The 16782-nt window shown below is 72.7% G+C and carries 15 protein-coding genes; 13 read left to right on the top strand and 2 right to left on the bottom strand.

Annotated features, from left to right (window positions below; genetic code table 11):
• The 5 genes from AB0D48_RS11465 to AB0D48_RS11485 form a co-directional block, all read left to right on the top strand.
• A partial coding sequence (locus AB0D48_RS11465; protein ID WP_362393819.1) for an oligopeptide/dipeptide ABC transporter ATP-binding protein occupies positions 1-352 on the top strand: 352 nt, incomplete at its 5' end.
• 5 nt (positions 353-357) lie between these two features.
• Entirely contained in the window at positions 358-1458 is a 1101-nt protein-coding gene (locus tag AB0D48_RS11470; RefSeq protein ID WP_362393822.1) for a dipeptide ABC transporter ATP-binding protein, read from the top strand.
• A gap of 221 nt (positions 1459-1679) precedes the next feature.
• A complete protein-coding gene (locus AB0D48_RS11475; RefSeq protein WP_362393824.1) occupies positions 1680-2336 on the top strand; it encodes a trimeric intracellular cation channel family protein in 657 nt (218 codons plus the stop codon).
• Between the two features lie 58 nt (positions 2337-2394).
• A complete protein-coding gene (locus AB0D48_RS11480; RefSeq protein ID WP_362393827.1) occupies positions 2395-3252 on the top strand; it encodes a thioesterase family protein in 858 nt (285 codons plus the stop codon).
• A gap of 206 nt (positions 3253-3458) precedes the next feature.
• On the top strand, positions 3459-4622 hold the full coding sequence (locus tag AB0D48_RS11485) for a cysteine desulfurase family protein (protein WP_362393830.1): 1164 nt from the start codon (positions 3459-3461) through the stop codon (positions 4620-4622).
• Here AB0D48_RS11485 and AB0D48_RS11490 read toward each other — a convergent pair.
• A complete protein-coding gene (locus tag AB0D48_RS11490; protein ID WP_362393833.1) occupies positions 4615-5289 on the bottom strand; it encodes an N-acetylmuramoyl-L-alanine amidase in 675 nt (224 codons plus the stop codon). The genes AB0D48_RS11485 and AB0D48_RS11490 overlap by 8 nt on opposite strands.
• A gap of 68 nt (positions 5290-5357) precedes the next feature.
• Here AB0D48_RS11490 and mnmA point away from each other — a divergent pair, with 68 nt between their 5' ends.
• Positions 5358-6500 (top strand): tRNA 2-thiouridine(34) synthase MnmA, encoded by a 1143-nt coding sequence (mnmA, locus tag AB0D48_RS11495; protein WP_362393836.1) that lies wholly within the window; start codon positions 5358-5360, stop codon positions 6498-6500.
• Positions 6501-6574: 74 nt separating this feature from the next.
• On the opposite strand, the gene AB0D48_RS11500 is transcribed toward mnmA, so the two are convergent.
• Positions 6575-7504: an NADP-dependent oxidoreductase gene (locus AB0D48_RS11500; protein ID WP_362393839.1), complete on the bottom strand. Its 930-nt coding sequence runs from the start codon at positions 7502-7504 to the stop codon at positions 6575-6577.
• Between the two features lie 127 nt (positions 7505-7631).
• On the opposite strand from AB0D48_RS11500, the gene AB0D48_RS11505 reads away from it, so the two are divergent.
• From AB0D48_RS11505 to AB0D48_RS11535, 7 genes are all read left to right on the top strand, one after another.
• Positions 7632-8669 carry a helix-turn-helix domain-containing protein gene (locus tag AB0D48_RS11505; protein WP_362393842.1) on the top strand — a complete coding sequence of 346 codons (1038 nt, stop codon included), beginning with the start codon at positions 7632-7634 and terminating at the stop codon, positions 8667-8669.
• An 88-nt stretch (positions 8670-8757) separates the two neighbouring features.
• Positions 8758-9102, top strand: a complete 345-nt coding sequence (locus AB0D48_RS11510) for a DUF1330 domain-containing protein (protein ID WP_362393845.1) — start codon at positions 8758-8760, stop codon at positions 9100-9102.
• A 1-nt stretch (position 9103) separates the two neighbouring features.
• Positions 9104-10054 carry a hypothetical protein gene (locus tag AB0D48_RS11515; protein WP_362393848.1) on the top strand — a complete coding sequence of 317 codons (951 nt, stop codon included), beginning with the start codon at positions 9104-9106 and terminating at the stop codon, positions 10052-10054.
• Between the two features lie 21 nt (positions 10055-10075).
• A complete protein-coding gene (locus tag AB0D48_RS11520) occupies positions 10076-10765 on the top strand; it encodes an SDR family oxidoreductase (RefSeq protein WP_362393851.1) in 690 nt (229 codons plus the stop codon).
• On the top strand, positions 10762-11745 hold the full coding sequence (locus tag AB0D48_RS11525; RefSeq protein WP_362393854.1) for a methionine synthase: 984 nt from the start codon (positions 10762-10764) through the stop codon (positions 11743-11745). Before AB0D48_RS11520 ends, AB0D48_RS11525 begins: the two co-directional genes overlap by 4 nt.
• A gap of 30 nt (positions 11746-11775) precedes the next feature.
• The gene (ligA, locus tag AB0D48_RS11530; protein ID WP_362393857.1) at positions 11776-13977 is read left to right on the top strand and encodes an NAD-dependent DNA ligase LigA; all 2202 of its coding nucleotides are present in this window, start codon (positions 11776-11778) and stop codon (positions 13975-13977) included.
• 546 nt (positions 13978-14523) lie between these two features.
• Positions 14524-16554: a bifunctional diguanylate cyclase/phosphodiesterase gene (locus tag AB0D48_RS11535; protein WP_362394342.1), complete on the top strand. Its 2031-nt coding sequence runs from the start codon at positions 14524-14526 to the stop codon at positions 16552-16554.
• Positions 16555-16782: the final 228 nt, after the last annotated feature.

Consider the following 16782-nt stretch of genomic DNA (forward strand, 5'->3'; position numbering starts at 1 on the left):
CATCCTCGTCATGTACGGCGGCCGGTGCGTCGAGCGGGGCACCGCCGAAAAGGTCTTCTACGAGCCCCGCCACCCGTACACCTGGGGCCTGCTGGGCTCGATGCCGCGCATCGACCGCGACCAGACCGAGCGCCTCATCCCGGTCAAGGGCTCGCCGCCCAGCCTCATCAACATCCCCAGCGGCTGTGCCTTCAACCCGCGCTGCCCGTACGCCGACATCCCCAAGGGCGGCATCACCCGCACCCAGCGGCCCGAGCTGACCCAGGACGACAGCCGGCACTGGTCCGCCTGCCACATGTCGCAGGAGGAGCGGACCCGGATCTGGACCGAAGAGATTGCGCCGAAGCTGTGACCGACATGAAGAAGACCGGCGCGGCGGAGGCCTCTGAGCAGGTCTCCGCGAAAGCGCCCGCGGAAACGCTGCTGAAGGTGACCGGCCTGGTCAAGCACTTCCCCATCAACAAGGGGCTGCTGCGCCGGCAGGTCGGGGCCGTCAAGGCCGTGGACGGGATCGACTTCGAGGTCCGGCGCGGTGAGACGCTGGGCGTGGTCGGCGAGTCCGGCTGCGGCAAGTCGACCATGGGCCGACTGATCACCCGGCTGCTCGAACCGACCGGCGGAACGGTGGAGTTCGAGGGCAAGGACATCACGCACCTGAGCGTGGCGGGCATGCGGCCGCTGCGCCGCGATGTGCAGATGATCTTCCAGGACCCGTACGGCTCGCTGAATCCGCGGCACACGGTCGGCACGATCGTCGGTGCCCCCTTCAAGCTGCAGGGGGTGAACCCGGAGGGCGGTCTCAAGGCCGAGGTGCAGCGGCTGCTGTCGCTGGTCGGCCTGAACCCGGAGCACTACAACCGCTACCCGCACGAGTTCTCGGGTGGCCAGCGCCAGCGCATCGGCATCGCCCGGGCCCTGGCCCTGAAGCCGAAGCTGGTCGTCGCCGACGAGCCGGTCTCCGCGCTGGACGTGTCGATCCAGGCCCAGGTGGTGAACCTGCTGGACGACCTCCAGGAGGAGCTGGGCCTGACGTACGTGATCATCGCGCACGACCTGTCGGTCATCCGGCACGTTTCCGACCGCATCGCGGTGATGTACCTCGGCAAGATCGTGGAGCTGACCGACCGCAAGTCGCTCTACGAGAACCCGATGCACCCGTACACCAAGGCCCTGCTGTCGGCCGTCCCGGTGCCCGACCCGAGGCGGCGGGGCGCGGCCACCGGGCGCATCCTGCTCAAGGGCGACGTGCCGTCGCCGATCTCCCCGCCGAGCGGCTGCCGCTTCCACACGCGGTGCTGGAAGGCGACGCAGATCTGCACGACGCAGGAACCGCCGGTGCTGGAGCTGAAGACCGGCCACCAGGTGGCCTGTCACCACCCGGAGAACGCCCCCGACCAGGCACCGGGCGACCAGCCCCTGCCGGGCGCGGCGGACGCGGTGGTCACGGTCTCGGAGTAGCGGCCGGAGGTGTGGGCGGGGCCGGATCCGTGCGCGGCACGGATCCGGCTCGGCCCGGCCTTCCCGGAGCCCGGGCCCAGCCCGGTCGTGCGGCGGAGCCGTGGCCGACGCGGTCCGGGCCGGGTCCGGGCCCGGTCGTGCGGCGGAGCCGTGGCCGACGCGGTCCGGGCGGGGTCCGGGCCCCGGAGTCCGCCGGGCCCGCCACAGGCGACAATGGCCCGGTGCTCCACGATCTCTTCCCGCCCGGGATCCAGCATGCCCTGGACCTCGCCGGCATCTTCGTCTTCGCCACCGCGGGCGCCCTGCTCGCCGTACGCAAGAACTTCGACGTCTTCGGCATCGTCGTCCTCGCCCTGGTCACCGCCCTCGGCGGTGGCCTCTTCCGCGACCTCGTCATCGGCGCGGTCCCCCCGGCCGCCTTCGGCGAGCTCAGCTTCTTCGTCACTCCGCTGATCGCCGCCGCGTTCGTCTTCTTCCTGCACCCCGAGGTCCAGCGGATCAACCGCGCCATCAACGTCTTCGACGCGGCCGGCCTCGGGCTGTTCTGCGTGACGGGCACGACCAAGGCGTACGAGTACGGCCTCGGCCTCACCGCGTCCGCCGCCCTGGGCCTGGCCACGGCCGTCGGCGGGGGCGTACTGCGCGACGTACTCGTCAACGAGGTGCCGTCGCTGCTGCGCGACCGCGAGATGTACGCCGTCCCCGCCGTCGTCGGTGCCTCGATGGTCGCCGTGTTCATCAGCCTCGACGTCCTCAACGCCGTCACCACCGGGCTGGCGATCGTCACCACCTTCGTTCTGCGGCTGCTCGCCATGCGCTACCACTGGCGGGCGCCACTGGCCTGGAACCGCCGGTCCTCGGTGGCCGAAGAGCCGTAGAGGAGCCGTAACAAGAGAAAGCTACCGCTTAGTAGCTTCGCGGTGTACCGTCGTTTGCATGTCACACGCAGCTGCCCAGGCAACCATCGGCGACAGCGAGTTCGACCGCGACACCACGATCACCGCGCGCGCGGGCGAGCCCGGGGTGTACGACGCGGAGCTCTCCGCCGGGTGGACGATCATCACCGCCGTCAACGGCGGCTACCTGCTGGCCCTCGTCGGCCGGGCCCTTTCGGCGGCCCTCCCGCACCCGGACCCCTTCACCGTCTCCGCGCACTACCTGACCTCCTCCGTGCCCGGCCCCGCCGTGATCCGCACGCAGGTCGTACGGGTCGGCCGCACCCTCTCCACCGGTCAGGCCTCGCTCTTCCAGTACGACGAGAACGGCACCGAGGTCGAGCGCATCCGCGTCCTCGCCTCCTACGGCGACCTCTCGTCCCTGCCGGACGACGTACGGACGGTGGCCGTGCCGCCCGCCATGCCGGCCTACGAGGACTGCCTCGGCGCCGAGGCAGGGCCGGCCCCCATCCCCGGGAGCTCCGCGATCGTCGACCGGCTGCGGCTGCGGCTGGACCCCGCGACCGCGGGCTGGGCCGTCGGCGCTCCCTCGGGCAAGGGCGAGATGCGGGCCTGGTTCGAACTGGCCGACGGCCGCGACGCCGACCCGCTGTCGATGCTCCTCGCCGTGGACGCGCTGCCGCCCACCGCCTTCGACCTGGGCCTGATCGGCTGGGCCCCGACCGTGGAACTCACCACCCACATCCGCCGCCGCCCGGCCCCGGGCCCGCTGCGGGTCGCCATCACCACGCGCAACCTGGCCGGCGGCTTCCTGGAGGAGGACGCCGAGGTCTGGGACTCGGCGGACCACCTGGTCGCCCAGTCCCGCCAACTGGCCCGCGCCCCGCGCCAGTCCTGACCCTTCTCGACGCGTGGTGCGCACCACCGCGTCGCATTGCGTCCGCAGGTCCCCGGCCGGGGGCCGGAGGGTGCCCGCAGGGCACTCCGGCCCCGTCGGCATGCGGGGCGCGGGGTCCGGGGCGGGTCCCCAGGGGCCCCGAAGGGGCCTGCGCGCCGGGACCGCGGCGTGGCGGGGCCCCGGGGCACTCGTAGAATCGGGGCATCATGGCCTACCTCGATCACGCCGCCACCACCCCGATGCTGCCGGAGGCCGCCGCGGCGATGACCGCGCAGTTCGCCGCCACGGGGAACGCGTCCTCCCTGCACGCCGCCGGCCGCCGGGCCCGCCGCACCGTCGAGGAGGCCCGCGAGGCCTTCGCCGACGCGATCGGTGCCCGCCCGAGCGAGGTGGTCTTCACCGCCGGCGGCACGGAAGCCGACAACCTCGCCGTCAAGGGCCTCTACTGGGCCCGTCGCGACGCCGACCCCGCCAGGACCCGGGTGCTGGCCAGCCCCGTCGAACACCACGCCGTGCTCGACGCGGTCCACTGGCTCGCCGAGCACGAGGGCGCCCGGGTCGAATACCTGCCGGTGGACCACTACGGGCGCGTGCACGCCGACGCCTTCCGCGAGGCCGTCGAGCGGAACCCCGACGACGTGGCACTGGCCACCGTGATGTGGGCCAACAACGAGATCGGCACCGTCATGCCGGTCCGCGAACTGGCCGCCGTCGCGGACGAGTACGGGATCCCGCTGCACTCCGACGCCGTCCAGGCCTTCGGGCAGCTCGACGTCTCCTTCGGCGACAGCGGCCTCGCCGCCATGACCGTCAGCGGCCACAAGGTCGGCGGCCCGTACGGCATCGGCGCGCTGCTGCTGGGCCGCGACCAGAGCCCCGTACCCGTGCTGCACGGCGGCGGCCAGGAGCGGCACGTCCGTTCCGGCACCCTCGACGTGCCGGCCGTCGCCGCCTTCGCGGTCGCAGCCGTCCTCGCCGCCGAGCGGCGCGAGCGGTTCGCCACTGACATCGGCGCCCTACGGGACGAGCTGGTCGCAGCCGTGCGCGCGGCCGTGCCGGACGCCGTCCTCGGCGGAGACCCCGACGGCCGGCTCCCGGCCAACGCCCACTTCAGCTTCCCCGGCTGCGAGGGCGACTCCCTGCTGCTCCTGCTCGACGCCCAGGGCATCGAGTGCTCGACGGGCTCGGCCTGCACCGCCGGAGTGGCCCAGCCCAGCCACGTCCTGCTGGCCACCGGCACCGACCCCGAGCTGGCCCGCGGCACGCTGCGCTTCTCGCTCGGCCACACCTCCACCAAGGAGGACGTCGCGGCCCTGGCCGCCGCCATCGGCCCGGCGGTCGAACGCGCCCGTACGGCGGGCCTCAGCTAGCGAGCGCCTCCTTGACCAGGCGTACGTACCGGTCCCAGTCCCAGAGGGGGCCCGGGTCCGTGTGGTCGGCGCCCGGGACCTCGGAGTGGCCCAGGATGTGCTTGCGGTCCGCCGGTATGCCGTACCGGCGGCAGATGTCCGCCGCCAGCCTGGCCGAGGCCGCATACATCGCGTCCGTGAAGTCCTTCGGGCGGTCCACGAAGCCCACGTGCTCGATGCCGACACTGCGCTCGTTCATCGAGCGGCTGCCCGAGTGGAAGGCCACGTCCAGCTCGCGCACCATCTGCTCTATGTGCCCGTCCTGGCGGACTATGTAGTGGGCCGACGCCTTGTGCCACGGGTTCTTGAAGGCGTCCACCGAGGAAGCGAAGCCGCCCTGGGTGACATGGACGACGATCCGGTCCACCCGGTAGTCGTCCGGCCGGTCGGCCATCCGCCAGTTCGCCGGCGAGGCCGCCGTCCAGCTCGCGCCCGCGTGGTCGAGCTCGCCCTCCTTGCGCGGCTTGGCCACCCCCGGCAGCAGCCACCAGGCCCGGCCGATCTCCTCCCGGCCTGCGATCGCCGCCGCCGTGACGATCCCGAGCCCGCCGAACAGCACCGCCCTGCGGGTCCTTCCCGCGGGCTTCCGCCCCGGCGGCTTCTTCCCGTTGTTTCCCTTGGTCACCATGTGATCCACCCCCCACAGCCGATAACGCGCTGTGACCCCGCGCAGTTCCCCGTACTCTGGACGGTGCTATGACTGAGAACCTGCCGCGCACCGTCCGTCCCCTCCGCGTCCTGGCCGCCATGTCCGGCGGCGTGGACTCCGCCGTCGCCGCAGCCCGCGCGGTAGAAGCCGGGCACGACGTGACCGGCGTCCACCTCGCGCTCTCCGCGAACCCGCAGTCCTTCCGGACCGGCGCGCGCGGCTGCTGCACCATCGAGGACTCCCGCGACGCCCGCCGTGCCGCGGACGTCATCGGCATCCCCTTCTACGTCTGGGACCTCGCCGAGCGCTTCCGCGAGGACGTGGTCGAGGACTTCATCTCCGAGTACGAGGCCGGCCGCACCCCCAACCCCTGCCTGCGCTGCAACGAGAAGATCAAGTTCGCCGCGCTCCTCGACAAGGCCCTGGCCCTCGGCTTCGACGCCGTCTGCACCGGCCACTACGCCACCGTCGTGCTGAACGAGGACGGCTCCCGGGAACTGCACCGCGCCTCCGACATGGCCAAGGACCAGTCGTACGTCCTCGGCGTCCTCGACGAGAAGCAGCTCGCCCACGCCCTCTTCCCGCTGGGCGACACCCTCACCACCAAGGAAGAGATCCGCGCCGAGGCGCAGGAGCGGGGCCTCGCCGTGGCCAAGAAGCCCGACAGCCACGACATCTGCTTCATCGCCGACGGTGACACCCAGGGCTTCCTCGCGAACCGCCTCGGCAAGGCCGAGGGCGACATCGTCGACGAGACGGGCGAGAAGGTCGGCACCCACGAGGGCGCCTTCGGCTTCACCATCGGCCAGCGCAAGGGCCTGCGCATCGGCCACCCGGCCGCCGACGGCAAGCCGCGCTACGTCCTCGACATCTCCCCGGTGAACAACACCGTGACCGTCGGCCCCGTCGAGGCCCTCGACGTCACCGCCCTGACCGCGATCCGCCCCCGCTGGTGCGGCTCCACGGCCGCCGCCCCGGGCACGTACACCGCCCAGCTGCGCGCCCACGGCGGCGAGACCGAGGTCTTCGCCGAGCTCGTGGACGGCGAGCTGCGCGTCTCCTTCACCGAACCGGTCCGCGGCGTGGCCCCCGGCCAGGCGATCGTGCTCTACGACGGCACGCGCGTGGTCGGCTCCGCCACCATCGCCACGACCACCCGCGCCACCGCCGCCGCCTCCGCCCAGGCGTAGGCCCTGCCCGGGCGGTCTGCGCAGGTCCGATCGGCCCGGCACACGACCTGCCCGGCACAGCACCTGCCCGGCGGCTACCGCTGGGCCACCGTCAGGACGATCTTGCCGGTGGTGCGGCCCCGTTCGCCGATCTCGTGGGCCTTAGCGGCGTCCGCCAGCGGCAGCACGGTGTCCACCAGGGGTTTCAGCAGCCCCTGGTCGGCCAGGGCCGCGATCTCCTGCAGGCCCTTGAGGTCCGGGTCGACCAGCACCCAGGCCGCGTGCACGCCCTCGGCACCTGCGGGGACGGAGTCCGGCCCCGGCAGCGAGATCAGGTGGCCGCCGGACTTGAGGACCTTCAGGGAGCGCTCGGCGGTCTCCCCGCCGAGTGCGTCCAGGACGACGTCCACGTCGGCGACCGCCTCGGCGAAGTCCACCGCCCGGTAGTCGATCACCTCGTCGGCGCCCAGCTCGCGCAGCAGGCCGTGCTTGGCCTCGCTGGCCGTCCCGATCACGTACGCGCCGCGGGCCTTGGCGATCTGCACCGCGAGGTGGCCGACGCCGCCCGCCGCCGCGTGCACCAGTACCCGCTGGCCGGCGGTGACGCCGGCCGTGTCCACCAGCGCCTGCCAGGCGGTCAGCGCCGCCAGCGGCAGCGCGGCCGCCTGCACGTGGTCCAGGGAGGCGGGCTTGCGGGCGAAGTGCCGGGCCGGGGCCGCCACGTACTCGGCGTAGCCGCCCGCCTGCTTCGGGAAGTTCGGCATCCCGTACACCTCGTCGCCCGGGGCGTACAGCGTCACGCCGGGGCCGACCGCCTCGACGGTGCCGGAGACGTCCCAGCCGACGATCGGCGTCTCGCCCCAGGCGATCAGTGCGCCGCTGGCGCGGGTCTTCCAGTCGACCGGGTTCACACCGGCGGCGTGGACCCGGACGAGGATCTCGCCCAGGCCGGGCTCCGGCCGCTCGATCTCCCGCTCGACCATGGTCTCGGGGCCGCCCCAACCGTTCACGATCACCGCGCGCATCTCTGTCCGCCTCATTCCGTTCGATTGCGTCCGATACCGGGCTGTTTCCCGGCGACGTGTCCCAGATTCGGGCACGGCGACGCCAGGCGGTGTTGGCCGTCCGGCCACTATGTGACAGGATTTGGCCATGAGTGAGGAACGCACGGCGCGCGGCGCACGCACGGTACGGACCGGGAACGGCCCGGACGGCAGGCACCTGGTCGTGGTGCTCGCCCTCCCCGGATTCCCGCCCTTCGAGCTCGGGATCCCCTCCCGGGTCTTCGGCCAGGCCGTGGACGACACCGGTGAGCCCCTGTACGAGGTCGTCGTCTGCACCGCCGACGGCCAGCCCGTGCTCAGCGACTGCGGCTTCACCCTCCAGCCCGCCGCCGGGGCCGAGGCCCTGGCCGCCGCCGACACCGTGATCATCCCGCCCACCCACTCCATGCCGGAGCTGGCCCTGGGCGGCCCGCTGCCGCCCGCGATCGCCGACGCCATCGCCCGGATCCGCCCCGGGGTCCGCCTGGTCTCGATCTGCTCCGGCTCCTACGTGCTCGCCGCCGCCGGGCTCCTCGACGGCCGTCCCGCGACCACCCACTGGAACCTCGCGCCCGAGTTCCGCCGGGCCTACCCCCGCGTCCGCGTCGACGAGGAGGTCCTCTTCGTCGACGACGGCGACGTCCTGACCTCCGCCGGCGTCTCCGCGGGCGTCGACCTGTGCCTGCACCTGATCCGGCGCGACCACGGCGCCGCCGCCACCAACCGGGCCGCCCGCATGTGCGTCGTACCGCCGTGGCGCGACGGCGGGCAGGCCCAGTTCATCGACCGCCCGGTCCCCGAACCCTCCGTCGCCACCACCACCGCCACCCGCGCCTGGGCCCTGGAGCGCCTCGCCGAGCCGATCACCCTGACCGAGCTCGCCGAGCACGCCCGGATGAGCCTGCGCACCTTCACCCGGCGCTTCCGGGACGAGGTCGGCATGACCCCGGTCCAGTGGCTCACCGCCCAACGGCTGGAGATCGCCCGCCACTTGCTGGAGTCCAGCGACCTGCCGGTCGACCTGGTGGCCCACCGCTCCGGCTTCGGCTCCGCCAACTCCCTGCGCCAGCACATGCGCACCACCCTCGGAGTCTCGCCGATCGCCTACCGCCGCACCTTCCAGCCGCAGAGTTCCGTCCCGGCATGACCTCCGGAGTAATCGCCCCCGGGGCCGTGGCCTGACAGGATCTGGTCAACGGCCCCAACCGGTGGGCCGGTTGGAGGGGGAGCCCGTCATGACCGCTTACGCCATCGGCCACATCCGCCCCGACACGATGAACGAGGACATCCTCCGCTACATCGAGGAGATCCAGTCCACCATGGACCCCTTCGGCGGCCGTTTCCTGGTCCACGGCAAGGAGGTCGAGGTCAAGGAGGGCCCCTGGCCCGGCACGGTCGTCGTCATCGGCTTCCCGGACATCGACAGTGCCCGCGCCTGGTACGACTCGCCCGCCTATCAGGAGCTCCTCCCGCTGCGCACCGACCACATCCAGGGCGAGGTCATCCTGGTCGAGGGCGTCCCGGCCGACTACGACGCGTCGAAGACCGCCGCCGCGCTGCGCGAAGCCGCGGGCCTGTGACGTGGGCAACCGGGCCGTGTTCGTGCTCGCCGGCCCCGAGGGCCATACGCGCCACCGCTCCTCCTACGGCGCGGTGGGCCTGGACCTCGACGTCCTGGCCGGGCCGGAGGCGGTGATCCCGTTCCTGCGCGATCATGCCCCGGAGGACGGCTGGTACCCCGACGACATGGTCGAGGCGGGCGTCCTCGTCGACCCGGTACGCAGGCTCCTGCTGATCTTCGCGTGGGAAGGGCGCACCGCCTCGACGCGGACCAGGTCCGCCCACCTGGAGCTGCTGCGATGCGCCTGGGCCGGCTGGCAGGTGCGCTGGCTCTACGACGGCCAGAGCGGCCTGCGCGCCCACCTCGGCCTGGACCCGGAGGAGGCCCGCGGCGCCGTGTACCCGGGCCCGGCGCTGGAACCGGGGGACGAGGAGCTCGACGACCCCGACCCGATGGTGGCCGTGGTCACCGTCGGGCCCGACCGCTGTCACGTGCTCGCCGACATCGAGGACCATCCGGTCGAGGAGGGGCCCGCCCTCCTCGACCGGCTCCGCGGCGCACCGCACCACGGGAGCCACCGCCTGCCGGCCGGTGCGGGGATCCACGTGGACCCGGAGCGGCGCCAGCTCGGATGGTGGCTGACCACGGCCCGGGCGCACGCCCGTGAGGTCGCCGCGCGCTGGCCCGGCTGGACCGTGGAGTTCTGGGAGGACCGCTGGAACGAGCACGTCCGCGCCTCGGGCGGCCGCTTCACGCCGCCCGTACCGGACCACGCCGTCGTGCTGGCCGAGGTACGGGACGAGGCGCTCGAGCGGTGGGCCGGGCCGCGCCGTGACGTGCGGGCGGCGCTCGCCGCCGCGCACCCGCACATCCTGCTCGGCCACGGCTTCGCGCCCGCGGTCACGGCGGACCGGGCCGCCGCCGCGCGCGCCGCGATCGAGGAGGCGTACCGCGCGGCCGCCGGGGCCTGACGGGGTGCGAGCATGGGCGGTATGGCTACTCACCTGATCACCGGCGCCGGATCCGGCATCGGGGCCGCTGTCGCGGCCCGCCTGCACGCCCGCGGCGACGACCTCGTCCTCTTCGCACGCGACGCCGCCCGCGGCAAGCAGCTCATCGAGCGGTACCCAGGAGCGGGGGTCCTCGTCGGCGACCTCGCCGATCCCGACCGGCTCTCGTGGGCCTTCTCCAAGCAGGCCATCCCCGAGCGGATCGACTCGCTCCTGCACATCGCCGGGATCGTGGACCTCGGACCGGTGGGGGAGCTGCGGCCCAAGACCTGGCACCAGCAGCTCAACGTGAACCTGATCGCCCCCGCCGAGGTCACCCGCCTCCTGCTGCCCACGCTGCGGGCCTCGCACGCCACCATCGTCTTCGTGAACTCCGGCGCCGGTCTGCACGCCCACGCCGAGTGGGGCGCGTACGCCGCCTCCAAGCACGGGCTCAAGGCCCTCGCCGACTCGCTGCGCGAGGAGGAGAAGGCGAACGGCATCCGTGTCACCTCCGTGTACCCGGGGCGCACCGCCAGCCCCATGCAGGCCAAGGTGCACTCCCAGGAGGGCAAGGAGTACGACCCCGCGAAGTGGATCGACCCCGAGTCCGTGGCGACGACCATCGTCATGGCGATCGACCTGCCGCGCGACGCCGAGGTGAACGACCTGAGCGTGAGGCCCGGCCGATGAGCGCGAGCGCGACCGGCGTCGGTTCGCTGCCCGGCGGCGACGCCCGCGAGGCCGCCAAGACCGTCACCGGGTCCTTCGAGGAGTTCCCGTACCTCGCCGAACTGCCCGCGCGGGGGCCCGGCGCCGACATGATCGGCCGCTCCCTCGGGCTGCTGGTCGAGATGTACGCGCACGTGGAACCCAGCGGCTGGCGGATCAGCGACCGCCCCGGGCGCGACACGCGCAGGGCCCGGTCCTGGCTCGGCGAGGACCTGGACGCCCTGGAGGAGTTCACCCAGGGGTACACCGGCAGGCTCAAGGTCCAGGCCGTCGGTCCGTGGACGCTGGCCGCAGCGCTGGAGCTGCACGGCGGCGAGGCGGTGCTCCAGGACGCCGGCGCCTGCCGGGACCTGGCCGGATCGCTGGCGGAGGGCCTGCGCGGGCACCTGGCCGACGTACGCAAGCGCATCCCCGGCGCCGAGATCGTGCTCCAGTTCGACGAGCCGTCGCTCACTTCGGTGCTCCTCGGCCGGGTGCGGTCCGCGAGCGGCTACCGCACCTACCGCGCCGTGGACCGGCAGGTCGTCGAGGGCACCCTGCGGGACCTGTTCGCCGTCCACGACGGGGAGGTCATCGTCCACTCCTGCGCGCCCGAGGTCCCCTTCGGGCTGCTGCGGCGAGCCGGCGCCGCAGGCGTGTCGTTCGATTTCTCCTTGCTCACCGAGCGCGAGGACGACGCCATCGGAGAGGCCGTCGAAGGCGGTACGAAACTCTTCGCCGGAGTGGTGCCGGGCACCGACGTCCCGTTGTCAGACCCTGCCGGTAGCGTCATGGGTGTCAGGAAGCTTTGGCGCAGGCTGGGGCTGGCCCCGGGGACTCTGGCGGAGTCCGTCGTGGTCACCCCGTCGTGCGGTCTGGCGGGCGCTTCGCCCGCCTACGCGCGCGCGGTGCAGGCGCATTGCGTCAGGGCGGCGAGGTCGCTCGCCGACAACCCTGAGTGACGGTCGAGACGGGGCACGGGAGGACACGGCATGGCAGCCGAACAGCAGGACACGGCAGCACCGGCGGCGGTGCGTGAGCAGCACGCGCTGCTGGCCGAGCAGGTCGAGGAGCACCGCTTCCGGTACTACGTGAACGACCAGCCGGTCGTCAGCGACGCCGAGTTCGACCAGCTGCTGCGTTCACTGGAGGCGCTGGAGGAGCAGTACCCGGAGCTGCGCACCCCCGACTCGCCGACGCAGAAGGTGGCCGGGGCGTACGAGACGGACTTCGCCTCCGTCGAGCACCGGGAGCGGATGCTCTCGCTCGACAACGCCTTCGACGACGAGGAGCTGGCCGCCTGGGCCGAGCGGGTCGCCCGGGACGTGAACACCTCGGACTACCACTACCTGTGCGAGCTGAAGGTGGACGGCCTCGCCGTCAACCTCACCTACGAGAACGGCCGGCTGACCCGCGCGGCCACCCGCGGCGACGGCCGCACGGGTGAGGACATCACGCCCAACGTCCGCACCATCGCCGAGATCCCGGACCGGCTGAAGGGCGACCGCATCCCGGCGCTCGTCGAGATCCGCGGGGAGGTCTTCTTCCCGATGGAGAAGTTCGAGGAGCTCAACGCGCGGCTCGTCGAGACCGAGGGCAAGCCCTTCGCCAACCCGCGCAACGCGGCGGCCGGTTCGCTGCGCCAGAAGGACCCGAAGGTCACTGCGAGCCGTCCGCTGCACATGGTCGTGCACGGCATCGGCGCCCGCGAGGGCTTCGAGATCGGGCACCAGTCCCAGGCGTACGAGCTGCTGCACGAGTGGGGCCTGCCCACGGCCCGGCACAACAAGGTCGTCACGACGCTAGACGAGGTCCGGGAGTTCATCGCGTACTTCGGCGAGAACCGGCATTCCGTGGAGCACGAGATCGACGGCGTGGTCGTCAAGCTCGACGAGATCGCGCTCCAGGGCCGCCTCGGTTCCACCGCCCGCGCGCCGCGCTGGGCCATCGCCTGGAAGTACGCCCCCGAAGAGGTCAACACCAAGCTGATCGACATCAAGGTCGGTGTCGGTCGGACCGGGCGCGTGACCCCGTACGCGCAGGTGGAGCCGGTGACGGTGGCGGGCTCGGAGGTCGAGTTCGCGACGCTGCACAACCAGGAGGTCGTCAAGGCCAAGGGCGTGCTCATCGGGGACACCGTCGTACTGCGCAAGGCGGGCGACGTCATCCCCGAGATCCTCGGGCCGGTGGTGGACCTGCGGGACGGCAGCGAGCGGGAGTTCGTGATGCCCGCCGAGTGCCCCGAGTGCGGGACGGCGCTGCGGCCGATGAAGGAGGGGGACATCGACGTCCGGTGCCCCAACGGGCAGACCTGTCCCGCCCAGCTGCGGGAGCGGCTCTTCTACCTGGCCGGGCGGCAGAGTCTGGACATCGAGAACTTCGGCATGGTGGCGGCGGCCGCCCTGACCGGTCCGCTGGAGCCGGCCCAGCCGCCGCTGCTGGACGAGGGCGATCTCTTCGACCTCACCATCGAGCAGCTGCTGCCCATCAAGGCGTACGTCCTGGACCAGGACAGCGGACTGCCCAAGCGGGACCCGAAGACGGGTGAGGAGAAGATCGTCACGGTCTTCGCCAACCAGAAGGGCGAGCCGAAGAAGAACGCCCTGGCGATGCTGGAGAACATCGCCGCCGCCAAGTCCCGCCCGCTGGCCCGCATCATCAACGGCCTGTCGATCCGTCATGTCGGTCCGGTCGCCGCGGAAGCCCTCGCACGCGAGTTCCGGTCGATCGAGGCCATCGAGAAGGCCACCGAGGAGGAGCTGACGGCCACCGACGGGGTCGGCGCGATCATCGCGGCCTCCCTCAAGGAGTGGTTCAAGGAGCCGTGGCACCAGGAGATCTTGCGCAAGTGGCGGGCGGCCGGGGTCCGGATGGAGGAGGAAGGGTCCGCCGAGGAGGCGGGGCCGCGTCCGCTGGAGGGGCTGACCGTCGTCGTCACCGGCACTTTGCAGAGCCACACCAGGGACGGCGCGAAGGAGGCCCTGCAGAGCCGCGGAGCCAAGGTAACCGGTTCCGTCTCGAAGAAGACCTCCTTCGTCGTGGTCGGCGACAACCCCGGCTCGAAGTACGACAAGGCCGTGCAGTTGAAGCTCTCCATCCTCGACGACGCCGGTTTCGAGGTACTGCTGGAGCAGGGCCCGGACGCGGCACGGGAGGCGGCGCTTCCGGTGGACGGCGGCGGCGGAACGGAGTAAGACCACTACAGGCAACCGGGCGACAGGCCCGACGGGAGTAGCGAAGGCCAACGGATGCGTGGCGTGCGGCCGTACGGGCGGGCGCACGCCCGGCGCGGGGAACGGTGGTAAACGGCCGGTACAAGGCTGGTGGCAGGGCGGTGACCTGTCGGATCATCGGATGGTTGACAGGGGGCCCTGGTTCAAACTCACCCGTTCGGCGGATACCGTACTGATGAGGATGGCCGGGTCGCATTCGGGCAACCACCGCCGACCGCTGCCCCTGGGCCCCTCTCGCGTCCTACTGTTGAGGGGTGCGCCCCTCGTGCACGGCTGCAGGATGCGATTCCAGCCGTGATGGCATGACATCGGGGCCATTGCGTGACATCGGCATCGCCGGCTGTGAGAGGGACGGGCATGAAACCCACCGAAAGCGCCGACCCGTCACATGAATTCGGCGGGGAGATCCCGTCCATGCGGGCGGGGCGGATGGGTGTCCTGGGGTCCAGGACACCGGAGACCCGGCCGCTCGCGACCGGCGGGCCCGGAGCTGGGCGGCGCGGCGTGCTGTCCTTGGCCGTCGTGGGCCTGTCCGTCGTGGTGCTCGCCGCCGGGATCGCGTCCGCCCTGACCGACCGTCACGCCCTGTTCCCCGGTGGCTCGGTGGGCTGGGCCCTCGCCCTGCTCACCGGCATCATCGTCGGCCACCTCGTCGCGCTCGGCCGCGACCGCTGGTGGGGCGGCACCGGATCGGGCGCCGCGCTCACGCTCGGCGTGCTCATCCTCTACGGGTGGGTGGCCGCCGGCCTCGTCTCGCTGGCGGTGGTCTCGCTGGTCGGGGCCGCACGCCGGCACCGCTGGCGGCAGGGCCTGCTGCACGGCTCCGTGGACATCCTGGGCATCGGCGCGGGGGCCCTCGTACTCGCCGCCTTCGGCGAGGCTCCCTCCGTCGAGACCCCCTGGAACCCCACCACCTGGGGCCTGGACGCGGTGCCCGAGGTGGTCCTCGTCGCCGTCGCCTACCTGCTGGCCACCCGGGTCCTGCTGTGGATCGCGCTGGTGCCGCGCGGCGGCGGCCTGCCCACGGTCGCCCGTACGGCCCTGCTCCGGCAGGCGTTAGTGGCCGTCGCCCTGCTCGGCATCGCCCCGCTGATCTGCGTCGTCGCGGTCACGCAGCCGGTGCTGCTGCCGCTGTTCGCCGTACCGCTGATCGCGCTGGACTCCACCCTCTGGATCGCCCGGGCGCGCGCGGAGGAGCAGCTGCGCGATCCGCTGACCGGACTGCCGAACCGGCAGTGGCTGCTGGAACGGGCCTGGAGCGCCCTGGACGAGGCTGAACGTTTGGGCACCCGGGCAGCTCTTGTGCTGATCGACCTGGACCGCTTCCGGGCGGTCAACGACACCCTCGGCCACCTGGCGGGCGACCGGCTGCTCCTCCAGATCGCCGACCGGCTGCGCCAGGCCCTGCCCGAGGACGCCGAGGCGGCCCGGCTCGGCGGCGACGAGTTCGCCGTCCTGCTCCCCGTCGCCGACTCCACCACCAGCGCCCAGCGGATCGCCCGCCACCTGGTCGCGGAACTCAGCTCCCCGCTGGACCTGGACGGCCTCACCCTCGTCCTGGAGGCCAGCGCCGGCCTCGCCGTCTTCCCGGACCACGCGCTGGACGCGGAGGGGCTGCTGCGGCGCGCGGACGTGGCGATGTACCAGGCGAAGCGCGACCGCACCGGCGTGGAGGTGTACGAGTCCAAGCGGGACAGCAACACACCCGACCGGCTGGGCCTCCTCGGCGATCTCCGCCGGGCCCTCGACGCAGGTGAAGTGGAACTCCACTACCAGCCGAAGGTCCGCTTCGACGGCCAGGTCGCCGGGCTCGAAGCCCTGGTGCGCTGGGTGCATCCGGAACGCGGACGGGTGTCCCCGGACGAGTTCATCGCGATCGCCGAGACCTCCGGCCTGATGCCGCACCTCACGGAGTACGTGCTGGAGACGGCCCTCGCCCAGGTGGCGCGGTGGCGGGCCCAGGGCCTGAAGGTCCCGGTGGCCGTCAACGTCTCGCCGCGCGACGTCCACACCCCGGGCTTCGCGGGTGCAGTGGCCGCGAGGCTGGCCCGGCACGGGGTCCCGGCGAGCGGCCTCCAGCTGGAGATAACGGAACACGTGCTCCTGGAGGACCCCCAGCGGGCCGCGGACACCATGGCCGGGCTCACCGGTCACGGCGTGAAGATGTCCCTGGACGACTTCGGTACGGGGTACTCCTCCCTGGTCCACCTGCGCCGGCTGCCGGTCAGCGAGCTGAAGATCGACCGCTCGTTCGTGGGCCGGCTCGCGGTCGACGCGCAGGACGCGGAGATCGTGCGGTGCACGGTGGACCTCGCGCACTCGCTCGGCCTGCTGGTCGTGGCGGAGGGCGTCGAGGACGACGAGACCTGGGAGCGGCTGCGGGACCTGGGCTGCGACGCGGTGCAGGGCTGGCTGGTCGCCGCCGCCATGCCGCCGCAGGAGGCCACGGCCTGGCTGCTGGCCCGCGGCGAGCGCGGCTGGCGCCGCCCCGCCGACATTTCGGCGGAACTGGCCGCCGCCGAAGCCGACGCCGTCTGACTCCGCCGGGGTGCGGTCGGGCTTGCGGGCGCCGCGCCGCTGCTGGGGCTCCGCCCCAGGCCCCGCGCCTCAAACGCCGGCGGGGCCGGATGTGGCCGGCGCCGGCCCAGAAGTGCGCGCAGAGCAACCCTGCGCCTGCCGGGGCTGGATTGCCCGCAAGGCAATTTCAGCCCCGCCGGCGTTCGAGGCGCGGGGTTCGGGGCGGAGCCCCGGTCTTCGAGCCGCGCC

This window comes from Streptomyces sp. NPDC048269 (assembly GCF_040652395.1).
Classification (GTDB): Bacteria; Actinomycetota; Actinomycetes; order Streptomycetales; family Streptomycetaceae; genus Streptomyces.

Coding starts and splice junctions, on each gene's coding strand:
- AB0D48_RS11490 (WP_362393833.1), bottom strand. CDS start 5,289: ATGGTGACCAAGGGAAACAACGGGAAGAAGCCGCCGGGGCGGAAGCCC.
- AB0D48_RS11505 (WP_362393842.1), top strand. CDS start 7,632: ATGAGTGAGGAACGCACGGCGCGCGGCGCACGCACGGTACGGACCGGG.
- AB0D48_RS11485 (WP_362393830.1), top strand. CDS start 3,459: ATGGCCTACCTCGATCACGCCGCCACCACCCCGATGCTGCCGGAGGCC.
- AB0D48_RS11500 (WP_362393839.1), bottom strand. CDS start 7,504: ATGCGCGCGGTGATCGTGAACGGTTGGGGCGGCCCCGAGACCATGGTC.
- mnmA (WP_362393836.1), top strand. CDS start 5,358: ATGACTGAGAACCTGCCGCGCACCGTCCGTCCCCTCCGCGTCCTGGCC.
- AB0D48_RS11525 (WP_362393854.1), top strand. CDS start 10,762: ATGAGCGCGAGCGCGACCGGCGTCGGTTCGCTGCCCGGCGGCGACGCC.
- AB0D48_RS11480 (WP_362393827.1), top strand. CDS start 2,395: ATGTCACACGCAGCTGCCCAGGCAACCATCGGCGACAGCGAGTTCGAC.
- AB0D48_RS11520 (WP_362393851.1), top strand. CDS start 10,076: ATGGCTACTCACCTGATCACCGGCGCCGGATCCGGCATCGGGGCCGCT.
- AB0D48_RS11470 (WP_362393822.1), top strand. CDS start 358: ATGAAGAAGACCGGCGCGGCGGAGGCCTCTGAGCAGGTCTCCGCGAAA.
- AB0D48_RS11510 (WP_362393845.1), top strand. CDS start 8,758: ATGACCGCTTACGCCATCGGCCACATCCGCCCCGACACGATGAACGAG.
- ligA (WP_362393857.1), top strand. CDS start 11,776: ATGGCAGCCGAACAGCAGGACACGGCAGCACCGGCGGCGGTGCGTGAG.